Annotated in this window: 7 protein-coding genes; 6 read left to right on the top strand and 1 reads right to left on the bottom strand. The window is 39.3% G+C overall.

The genetic code is table 11. The annotated features are described in order from the left end of the window. Nucleotides 1–291: 291 nt before the first annotated feature. Both NK987_RS10115 and NK987_RS10110 read left to right on the top strand, forming a co-directional pair. A complete protein-coding gene (locus tag NK987_RS10115) occupies nucleotides 292–2577 on the top strand; it encodes a hypothetical protein (protein ID WP_259263738.1) in 2286 nt (761 codons plus the stop codon). Between the two features lie 54 nt (nucleotides 2578–2631). Further along, entirely contained in the window at nucleotides 2632–3519 is an 888-nt protein-coding gene (locus NK987_RS10110) for a hypothetical protein (RefSeq protein WP_259263737.1), read from the top strand. A 91-nt stretch (nucleotides 3520–3610) separates the two neighbouring features. Here NK987_RS10110 and NK987_RS10105 read toward each other — a convergent pair whose 3' ends face one another. Further along, entirely contained in the window at nucleotides 3611–5602 is a 1992-nt protein-coding gene (locus NK987_RS10105; protein WP_259263736.1) for a DUF4365 domain-containing protein, read from the bottom strand. Between the two features lie 359 nt (nucleotides 5603–5961). On the opposite strand from NK987_RS10105, the gene NK987_RS10100 reads away from it, so the two are divergent. From NK987_RS10100 to NK987_RS10085, 4 genes are all read left to right on the top strand, one after another. Continuing rightward, nucleotides 5962–7575, top strand: a complete 1614-nt coding sequence (locus NK987_RS10100; RefSeq protein WP_259263735.1) for an ABC-F family ATP-binding cassette domain-containing protein — start codon at nucleotides 5962–5964, stop codon at nucleotides 7573–7575. Between the two features lie 339 nt (nucleotides 7576–7914). Beyond that, entirely contained in the window at nucleotides 7915–9324 is a 1410-nt protein-coding gene (locus NK987_RS10095) for a high affinity choline transporter 1 (protein WP_259263734.1), read from the top strand. Beyond that, nucleotides 9293–10474: a class I SAM-dependent rRNA methyltransferase gene (locus NK987_RS10090; protein WP_259263733.1), complete on the top strand. Its 1182-nt coding sequence runs from the start codon at nucleotides 9293–9295 to the stop codon at nucleotides 10472–10474. Before NK987_RS10095 ends, NK987_RS10090 begins: the two co-directional genes overlap by 32 nt. A 298-nt stretch (nucleotides 10475–10772) precedes the next feature. Then, nucleotides 10773–11207: a hypothetical protein gene (locus tag NK987_RS10085; RefSeq protein ID WP_259263732.1), complete on the top strand. Its 435-nt coding sequence runs from the start codon at nucleotides 10773–10775 to the stop codon at nucleotides 11205–11207. Nucleotides 11208–11336: the final 129 nt, after the last annotated feature.

Raw genomic sequence — 11336 nt, 5'->3', positions numbered from 1 at the left:
ATTGCTTAAGGTAAATTTTACCTTCTCCACCAATAGCTTTTGTGGAATTGAAGATCAAAATTTTATACTTTTTATTTATATTGAACATGTAATTTGAATTTGTTCACATCAAATTTTCGGAATTAAGTTTCTTTCAAATCCTTTGGATCATTCTTATTCTGAAATATAAAAATTGGTGAAGGATAGTCTAATCTGTTTGCCCAATTCAAATTATACCAGTAATAATCGAAAATCATCCCAAAAACCGATCAGAGTCCGCTTAGATCTATTTACTATCAAATTTGAAAATCTATGAATCCAAGAATCTTTTTAGTAGCATTTTTGATCACCCTATTTTCTGTCAACGGACTTGCCCAATCCAAAGAAAGGATCTTTTATTCCTCTTTCAGCCCACAGGATTGGGATATTTATCTTTCCAAAGATTCAGGAAAAAGCTTTGGAAAGTTTACTGATCATCCTTCGCTTGACTACGATGCGGTAATCAGCCCGGACGGAAAATGGATTGTCTTTACTTCAGAGCGGTCCGGTATTCCGCAACTCTACATCAAACCTGTTGACGGAGATATTCCTCCTCGGCTTTTGGTGAAAAGCAACTCTTTTCAGGATCAGGCAGCATTTTCACCAGATGGGACACAAATGGCTTTTGTCGCTTCGCACGAAGGAAATTCTGAAATATATATCATCCCGTTTTTACCGGACTCCCTTCAGGATATTTCCAATGCAAAGAATTTGACCAAAAATCCAGGTGGTGATTTCAGGCCTGCTTTCTCTCCTGATGGAAAACACATTGCCTTCAGCAGTGACCGTGGCCACAAAATCGTACCCCATCCCCAATTCCCATTTGCACGTCAACGCATCGGGGATATTTATTCGATGAATATCATGGGAGAGCAATTGAAGAGGTTGACGGATTCAGATTCGTGGGACGGAAGTCCGGTTTGGACAGGCGATGGCTCAAAAATTATCTTCTACAGCGCAAGGAACGGGGATCCGACAATTTTTGAAATGAACTCGGACGGATCTGACCAACATCAGGTAATCGAATTTGACGGACCGGCAGTTTCTCCCAAACTTCTGAAAAATGGTAAAGTGGTTTTTACCACTTGGAAAGGCGAAAGTGATTTTAAAATCATGCAGGCAGAATTGGGGGCCAAAGAAGTCACTCCCCTATTTTCTGGCTCACCGGATTTGATGTTCAATATAGATGTACATTCAGACGGATTGATGGTTTTTCACGGAGGCAAATACCCTAAGAATCAAGATACAAAAGGAATTTTCGGATTTGAAGGTGATGTATTGACAAAAGGGCCAGACACAATAACAATTGCAGACAAGCCAATCCAAATTTTCGGAGTCCGAAGGGCATTTGTGGCACCGCCCCAAGTGGGAAATACTTTACTTTTTTATGACGCCTCAGATTTTCAAGGGTTCTTTGATAACCTCAAACCAATGGGATACAGTGTTTTTTGGCTTCCTATACTTGTGATTCTGATGTTTGTGGCAGGAATTGTAAGCGGTATTATAAACAGAAAAAGCATCCCCTTTTGGAAATATTTGCTGCTCTGCTTAATTGTAATACTTTCAGGAATTACCGTTGCGGGAATTTTCCTTTTTGTGGATGCAATCAACCCGATGTCCATAAATGTGATCCGGTTGGTCATGGCAATATTGACTTTGGCCTTGGTTACTTTAGGTTGGTGGTTTTATAAAAGAAAAACCCTACAAAAATCGAATCAAAAAGCGGTCTATCGGGTATCAGGCCTTTACAGTATCCTGTTTTTTGGACTTGCGGTATTTTCCCTTCTTTGCGCGGTCTTTATCAATAATTTAGTCCATACAGCAATCCATTTTTATCAGGTTGATTATGTTTCAGGAGAGAAAAAGCCGCTTTTTGTTTTTGACAAAGAGGCGAATACCAACCCTGCCAATTTTGGTGTTATCGACAGTAAGGTAACCCACGATGGCAAAGCATTGCTGTTTACGACAGGAAGTTTCAGGGGAAGACCACATACTCAAGGGGATATCTGGAGTTATGATTTTCAGACAAAAAATGTGGCCAAACTGTCGGATTCCCCCTATAATGATGGCTTTGCAGACTTGAGTGATGATGGTAAATTGGTTTTTCGAAGTGGTAGAACCGGAAATTTTGATATTTACCTTAAAACAAATGGCGAACTGACAAACCTTACCAACGATGTGCACCGGGATAATTTTCCTGCTATTTCCAAGCAAGGGGATAAAATTGTATTTGCTTCGGACCGCCTGAGAAAGGAAAATGAATACAAGACAATGGACATTTTTATGATGGAGTTACAGGCAGACAATAGCTGGACCAAACCGGAAAAAATTTCAAGAGGAGAAGGACAAAATGCACACGCCCATTTTTCTCCTGATGGCGAATGGGTGATTTACACAACAGAAGGTTTTGGAATCAACGATGAACAGGCACTTATCCAACCCATTATTTTTTCGCCCCAGATGTATGGCGAAATCGTAGCCTACAATATTATCACCAAACAAAGAATCAGATTGACCCATAATAAATGGGAAGACGGGACGCCACTTTGGCTGAAATAAACATAAAAATATTCTCTAAATTCAGAATTAAAATTCTTGCCCTATCAGGATTGCATGATGGATCAAACAGCCCAAAAACCTAGGTTCACCCCATTCTTATTTCTTGCAATCCTTCCGTCACTCTTGCTTGGAACCTACACCATGGCTTTTTCTGAGGTTCCGAGAACTCTTTGGATGATGAACCTTGGATTCGGATTGATGGGAATTGCTTTGCAATTGGTATTTTTCAGGTTTAGACCGGTTTTCAAAAAGGTGAACCCCTACCCCATCATGTTGATATCGATACTATTATTGCTGCTGACTTTTTGGGATGATGGCTACCAGGATGTCCACAGATGGGTCAGTATTGGGAGCTTTAAGGTCAATATTGGTTTGATCGTAAGTCCATTGATTTTGATCCAGATTCATAAAATGGAAAATAAAATCATGGCCCTTTTGGTCTCCTTACTTACAGTTATCATTTTCCTTTTTCAACCCGATGCTTCATTGGTAACCGCTTTTTCAGCAGCTGCAGTTATGTTACTAATCAGGAAAAATAGCTCCAACATCACCAAAGGCTTGATTTTGATTGCCGCTATTGGTGCTTCGGTTTATGCTTGGTACAATTTGGACAGTTTGCCTGCTGTCAGTTACGTGGAAGATATCCTATCACTAGCCTGGAAAATCAGCGGGTTTTATGGCATTTGTTCAGTGCTTTCTTTAGTGTTGTTACCCCTTCCGTTTTTTGTATTGGCTAGCAAAGAAAACAGGACAATGGCCTACAGTTTAGGCTTGTATTTCTCCCTGATTTTGTTGGCTACCCTTTTTGGAAACTTCCCCGTGATTGTAATGGGTTATGGAATTTCACCGATTATCGGATATTTTATGGGATTGATTTGGTTGGGGGAGGTTACAGATTCTTTTGATCTGACAGACGATAAACCAAGCTTCACAGGAACATAACTTAATCAAAAGAATGATTTAGGAAATCAAAAGGTGTCCAGAAATCCCTTATGTCAAAAATGCAAGGTTTACATTTATTAATTGCAAGTTTTTATTTTTCGTTTAGGCAGGAGTGTGAACTAACAAAGGAAAGAATTGTATTTATTTCTTTACTAGATTCTGAATTAGCACCGCATTTTTTACATTGAATAATATAGGTACAAAAGTTTTTAAAGTATGAGTCAAAAGATTTTGTGTGCCTTAAATCTTGAAGCAAATTAAAGTCTTTGCTTTGATCTGTAAGTCTAAAAACTTCTATGGTTCTCAAATCTGATATTATATTAATTTTCCTGTCTTGAGGCAATTTCAGCTGTTCTACAATTAAATCAGCATATTGCTCTATTAATTCTTCAGTTAAAATCACTCCTTTACTTTTATTAAGATAATAATCATCAACTTGTGATTCATACGGCTCAAATCCATACTTAGTGGCAAACTCTTTGATTATTGAATTAATTACAAAAAGTTCATTTAAAATTACCACTCCATAAGTGTGAAAATAAAATGCTGTTAACTCATACGCAATACAAATTGAACTATAAGCATCCTTATACCTTGCTATTCCTTCATATAAGCTTGATGCAGAAAAAGCTTGATTAATCTTTGTTTCATATAATTCTTCATTAGATTCTAAAGGCAAAAGAAACTCTTCATTCATCAGCAATGCGTTAAGATTTTTTATAAAGAAAAAATTTGAAGTATCCTGTAAACACTTTGCTTTTAAGAAATTATCTTCATTCTTATCTGCATAGATGTAAGTTTTTGCTAATGTGCTTTCGATTAATTTTTCAATTAAATCTTTTTTTTGAATGAATTGAGCTACTTCAAGGTTAAAAATAGGTTTATTAATATCATTTCTTAATTTAAAATTTCCGACTAAACTAGTAATATAATTTATGTAGTACACTTGAATGTTTATAGCATTATAAGCGGAAAGATAGAATTTGGCTTTCTCTGCTAAAGCCGAGCTTTTAATATTTTCTACAATTGACATTATATCAATAATTGTTTCTTCATTGCATTTTCTATTAGTTGTGTCATTTATCAACTTGATATACAAAAGGTTAATTTTAACAATGATTTGATTATAATCTCCTTTTATCTTTTTTGAAATTTTATCTAATAATTCATGATATCCATTATAATCTAAGTTTCCTAACGCAAATTCAACTTTATATTTTATGAATTGCACAGAATCGTAAAATTCATCTTTATTATCAAATTTTTGGAAATATTTTTGTAAGTAGAATTTTGATTCTATAAACTGACCACTTTCGCAAAAAGTTGTAGCTGCAATTGCTATAAGACTGCTAGAATTTAAGATGTCTTTTTGTAAAATTCTTTCCAGCATACCTAATAGGATGCTATAATCATTAGAGTATATTAATTTCCATCCATTAATATTTAATTGATTTATAATTTCTTTAGGATTATTAAAATCTAATTTTCCATCCGTAATTTCATCCTCATAGGTATTAATTCCATAATCAGAACCATAAGCATTAAAACAAAGACTAGCATTTTGATGCCTTTGAAACATTTTTGAATGAATCTCTTTAACTGATTCAGAATTTAAAACAATATCAATTGCTATATAAATTGTAACCAACTTTTTCTCCTTCCAAGAATCTCCATTATGGATATCTTTCAAGTAACTATAAATTTTCTCAGCATATTCATAGTACAGAGTTTCTTTTCTCATATCATATACTACAATTATTCCAAATGCGGGTTGATTTCTTAATAAGTATCCTAATCTAGAAGTTTCAAATTGTAGCTTTAAATAATCTTTGCCTCCTTTATTTATGTACGGATTATCTTTATCTATACTTTTTAATTGTGCAGCAAAGTGCTTATTGGATGCTCCAGAATATTCCTTTCCATTGTAGTAAAGCAGTTCAATATTTTCATCTACACCGAAATCAGGTGATACTGAACGCGTAATAAACCCCCTTTTTTGAGTAACTTGAAACTTAAATGCATTAACTGATTCTTCAGAATTTTTTGCATACTTATCTGATGTGGGATTATCTTTAAATGCCATATACTATTTTGAATAGTTAATCAATTAATTTATTTAATCTTGTGAATATGAATAATTCTACTTTTAATTTATAAATGGGATTGCAATTTTTTGTATCAACAATTTCTAAATTTTTAATCATATAATTTCCAACCAAGAAAAGTAATGTTATTAGATCAAAAAATTGTCATCAAATCAATCAAAGAGATGTAGACAATTTAAAAGTCCAAAAAGCAATTTGAAATATTAAATTCAATTGTCCAGAAGTCGCTAGTGAACTTCTAGCCCCCCACTTTTTAATTTCCCACCAATTCTCCCCTCTCCCTTAGTCCCTTTGTGGGAAATACCTATCTTTGCACCTCGAAATAATTTAGCCAAAAATGATTACTGTAGATAACCTCTCCCTCAAGTTCGGCAAGAGAACCTTATTTGATGAAGTAAGCCTTAAATTCACACCCGGCAACTGCTACGGTGTCATCGGTGCCAACGGTGCCGGAAAATCCACTTTTTTGAAAATCCTCTCCGGAGATCAGGACAGCACCTCCGGTTCGGTGCACATCACCCCGGGCCAAAGGATGGCCGTTTTGAAGCAAAACCACTTTGAATTTGATGAGGTAGAAGTACTGAAAGCTGTCATCATGGGCCACAAAAAACTCTATGCCATCATGGCCGAAAAGGACGCCATCTATATGAAGGAGGACTTTACCGAAGCAGACGGGATCAAAGCTTCCGAACTTGAATCGGAGTTTGCCGAAATGGACGGTTGGAATGCCGAATCCGATGCCGCTTCCCTCCTTTCCGGTCTTGGCATCAGTGAAGACCTGCATTACCTCAAGATGAAGGAACTTGCCGGTAACCAAAAGGTAAGGGTGCTTTTGGCACAGGCGCTTTTTGGCAATCCTGACATCCTGATCCTCGATGAACCAACCAACGACCTTGATGCCCAAACCATCAATTGGCTGGAGGATTTCCTGGTGAATTTCAAAAACCTCGTGATCGTCGTTTCCCACGACCGTCACTTCCTCGATGCGGTTTCTACCCATATCGTGGACATTGACTTTAGCAAAATCAGGATTTACTCCGGTAACTATACCTTCTGGTACGAATCTTCCCAATTGGCCGCCAAGCAGAAGTCGGATCAAAACAAGAAAGTAGAGGAAAAGAGAAAAGAATTGCAGGAATTCATCCTGCGTTTCTCTGCCAACGTTTCCAAATCCAAACAGGCAACTTCCAGAAAGAAGATGCTCGAGAAACTCAATGTGGACGACATTCAGCCTTCAACAAGGAAATATCCGGGCATCATCTTCAAACCAGAAAGAGAAGCAGGCGATCAGATTTTTATGACCGAAAGTCTGGAATTGAGAGATGCCAACGCAATCTATTTCACGGATGTGAACCTAATGATTGACAAAGGAGACAAAATCGCGTTTATCTCCAAGACCAAGCAGGCCGTTACCAAGTTTTTCCAGACCATCATGGAAGAAATCCCTGTTCAAAAAGGAAGCTTCAAATGGGGTGTGACGATCAACAAGGCCTATTTACCGAATGATAACTCCAAGTTTTTTCAGACAGACCTCAACCTGATTGATTGGCTCAAGCAATATTCGACCAATCAGGAGGAAGCGTATGTAAGGACTTTCTTGGGAAGGATGTTGTTTACGGGAGAAGAATCTCTCAAGAAATGTACAGTCCTTTCCGGAGGGGAAAAAGTGCGCTGCATGATCTCCAGGATGATGCTCCAAAATCCAAACCTCCTTGTCATGGACGAACCTACCAACCACTTGGACTTGGAATCCATCACGGCATTCAACAACGCCATCATAGATTACAACGGAACGGTGTTGATGACTTCCTATGACCACGCCTTTGTACAGTCCACTGCCAACAGGATCATCGAATTTACCCCAAAAGGAACCATCGACAGAAGGATGCCTTACGACGATTACCTTGAATCAGCCGAGATCAAGGTTCTTCAGGAGAAGATGTATAAATAGATGTGAGACGCAAGACGTGAGATGTGAGATGTGAGATTTGGATACGACCAGTGATGTAATTGTCGGTGCCGTCACCCTGAGTGAAGCGAAGGGTCTCCCAAAAATTAAATGAGATCCTTCAGTCGTACCTCCTTCAGGATGACGCATCACAAACTCAATTTTACTTTCTGAAAATGCTGAATTATATTAACTCGAATGACAAGAATGCTCCTAGAAAAAGATATTAGATGGATATTGGATATAAATTGATATTTTGATCTTCCCAAGCCTAATATCCCATATCAATCAGTATCCATTAATATCCCATTTTAGTAGATCACATTTAATTTATAGCCAAAGTTGCTTATAACTGCCATCATCATCTACCTCTTAGTCACTGTAGCGATAGGTGCTTGGTCATCGAAGCTGGTCAAAAACTCGAATGACTTTGTATTGGCAGGGAGGCAGTTACCGCTTTTTTTGTCAGCTTCAGCATTGTTTGCGACATGGTTTGGATCAGAGACGATTTTTGGGGCATCTTCAGAATATCTCGAACACGGACTGCAAGGTGTGATGGAAGATCCTTTTGGCGGAGCACTTTGCTTGGTTTTGTTCGGCGCTTTCTTTTTGAGACCGATGTACAGGATGAATGTCCTGACTTTGGGTGATGTTTATAAAAAAATCTTTGGTAAAAGGGTCGAGTTTTTCGCCTCGGTCTTTATGGTTCCGGTTTACTTCGGGTACGTGGCTGCACAATTGGTAGCCATGGCTTTGATTTTCAGCACAGTCACAGATTTAAGTATTCCCCATGGCATTATGATCAGTGCGGTTGTGGTGGTTTTTTACACTTTTCTTGGTGGGATGTGGGCCATTTCTATTACTGATTTCATTCAGACGACGCTGATCGTGGTGGGCTTGGTTTGGGTAGCTGTTTTGGTAGCCCAAAAAGCCGGAGGAGTGATGCCGATTTTAGAATCAGCGCCTGAGGGAAGTTTCCAGTTTTTACCGAATCCAGACCCGATTTCATGGCTCAATTACCTAGGCGCATGGATGGTTTTGGGTTTGGGAAGCATTCCGAGTCAGGACATTTACCAAAGGGTTATGTCTTCCAAATCTGAGAAAGTCGCCGTCCAATCCACCTACTTGGCAGGCGGTTTTTACGTAACGATTGGTCTTTTGCCTCTGTTTATTGCGCTTGGTGCCAAATTCCTTTATCCTGAAATCTACCTCGAAAACAAACAGCTTCTTCTCCCTGAAATGGTCCTAAGGCACAGTGGGATGCATGTTCAAATCCTGTTTTTTGGAGCTTTGATTTCAGCAATTATGAGCACTACGAGTTCGGGATTGTTGGCTCCTTCCGCCATCTTATCAGAAAACATCATCAAACCCTATTTTGGATCAAGGTTAAAAGAGAAATATTTTCTTTGGATCCTGCGGGGAAATATTGTGGCCGTCGCCTTGATAGCAACTGTCATGGCACAATGGAAAACCAATATTTATGAGCTTGTGGCAGGAGCATCGATCCTGTTGTTGGTCTCCTTGTTTGTACCACTCACGGCAGGATTATATTGGAAAAAAGCCTCCGAAATTGGCGCTTTGATGTCTATTGTCTTTGGGATGATTGCTTACCTTGTGTTGGAAATGTTTGAATTGCCGATTTATACCCACATCCCGGCACTGTGCGTCAGCGCTGTCGCCATGATTGTGGGAACTTTGATTTTCCCTAAAAACAAATACCATGCTCCCCTATCCCATCATCAAACTCCTTAAAGGAAAAGAGATTTCAAGTCTCAGGAAACACCATTGGATTTTTTCAGGTGCGATTGCTACCAAAGATGAAGCACTAAAAAACGGAGAATTGGTACAGGTTCTTAGCCACAAGGACCAACTTCTCGGTGTAGGCCATTTCCAATACGGCTCGATCATGGTCAGGATGGTGAGTTTCGAGGAGGAAATAATCGACCTGGAGTTTTGGAAAAAGAGACTTGCCCAATCCTATCGTCTGCGTGAAGCGATCGGGCTGACAGACAATCCGGAAACGAATGTATACCGCTTGGTTCATGGTGAAAGTGATGGGCTGCCAGGGTTAATCATTGATTTTTACAACGGAACGGCTGTCATCCAAACCCATCATATCGGCATGTATAGGCACGTGAAGGAAATCAGTCAGGCACTTCAGTTTGTCTTGGGATCAAAACTGCAATGTGTCTATGACAAAAGCGCGGAGACTTTACCAAGGGATTTGGGGGTTGAAAACAGGGTGGTCTTTGGTCAACCTGATACCAATATGGTGGTGGAATATGGCTGTCAGTATGAAATCGATTGGGAAAAAGGACAGAAAACCGGCTTTTTTGTTGACCAAAGGGAAAACAGGTTCTTGCTTGGCAAATACAGTAAAGGGAAGAAGGTCCTCAACACCTTTTGTTATTCCGGTGGGTTCTCGGTTTCGGCCCTTAAAGCCGGTGCATCGGAAGTCCATTCGGTGGATATTTCTGCCAAAGCCATAGAACTGACAGACAGGAATGTGGCCTTAAACGCAGGATTTGAAGGAAAACACCAATCCATCGTCGCTGATGTGGTGAAGTACATCCGCGAAATCGAAACCGACTTTGACATCATCGTCCTCGATCCACCGGCTTTTGCCAAAAACCTAAAAGCCAAACACAATGCGGTTCAGGCTTACAAAAGGCTTAATCTCGAAGCGCTCAAGCATATCAAAAAGGGAGGAATTTTATTTACATTTTCCTGTTCGCAGGTAGTGGACAAACAGCTTTTCGCGAATACCATCACGGCGGCGGCCATGGAAGCAGGCAGGAATGTCAAAATCCTCCATTATCTTTCCCAACCCGCTGACCACCCGATCAATATTTTCCATATGGAAACGGAGTATTTGAAGGGGTTGGTGGTTTATGTGGATTGAGAGGGAAATTAGATTTGAGATATGAGATCGGCCGAGTATGGGATGGATGAGAATTCTGAATGCTGAATTAATAATGAAGAATTAAAAAAAACAGAAGACGGAATACGGAAGTTATGGTATAAAAAGATATGCCGATTGGGTTAACATCAAACATATAAAAATCCTGTCCTTGTCACTTCGACCATAGGAGAAGTCTTTTGAATCTTGCAAATATTTTAGAAAGTATCCTTATTTATTCCCTGCATTTGCCGGATTATAGGAATTAGGCTTAATTTTAAACCAAAATTATAAACGAAATATGTATACAGGATTACAACATCTACATTCCGGTCTGGCTTACCTGGCCTTGGCTGCTTTGGTCATCGTGATGATTTACGCATTAATCGGCTCATTGGGCGGCAGGGAATTTACCGAAAAGGACAGAAAATTTGCCATGATCGGCTTCATCTTGGCCCATATCCAATTATTAGTTGGCTTGATCCTCTACTTTGTGAGTCCTCTTGGATTTTCATTGTTGACAAGTGGTAATGCCATGGCCGATAAAGTCGCAAGACTGACTGCCTTGGAACATCCGGTCATCAATATCCTGGCGATTATCATCATCTCCGTTGGATATATCCGTGCCAAAAAAATGACTGAAAGCCGTGCGCGCTTCCGTTCCATTTACATGATGTATGCGATCGGATTGGTTTTGATTCTGTCAAGAATCCCTTGGTCAAGCTGGTTGGGGTGATCAGTAATCAATCTCAGTATTCAGTGGGCAGTTTTCAGTAACAGTATTCAGTGGTCAGTTGGCACTCGGCTGACCACTGAGGTCTGATGTTTTGGTCTTGAAAACTATGGACTATGGACTGTGGTCTGT

Origin of the sequence: Aquiflexum gelatinilyticum, from assembly GCF_024813435.1 — a bacterium.
GTDB classification, from domain to species: domain Bacteria; phylum Bacteroidota; class Bacteroidia; order Cytophagales; family Cyclobacteriaceae; genus Cognataquiflexum; species Cognataquiflexum gelatinilyticum.
This window is presented reverse-complemented; position numbering and strand designations above follow the sequence as displayed.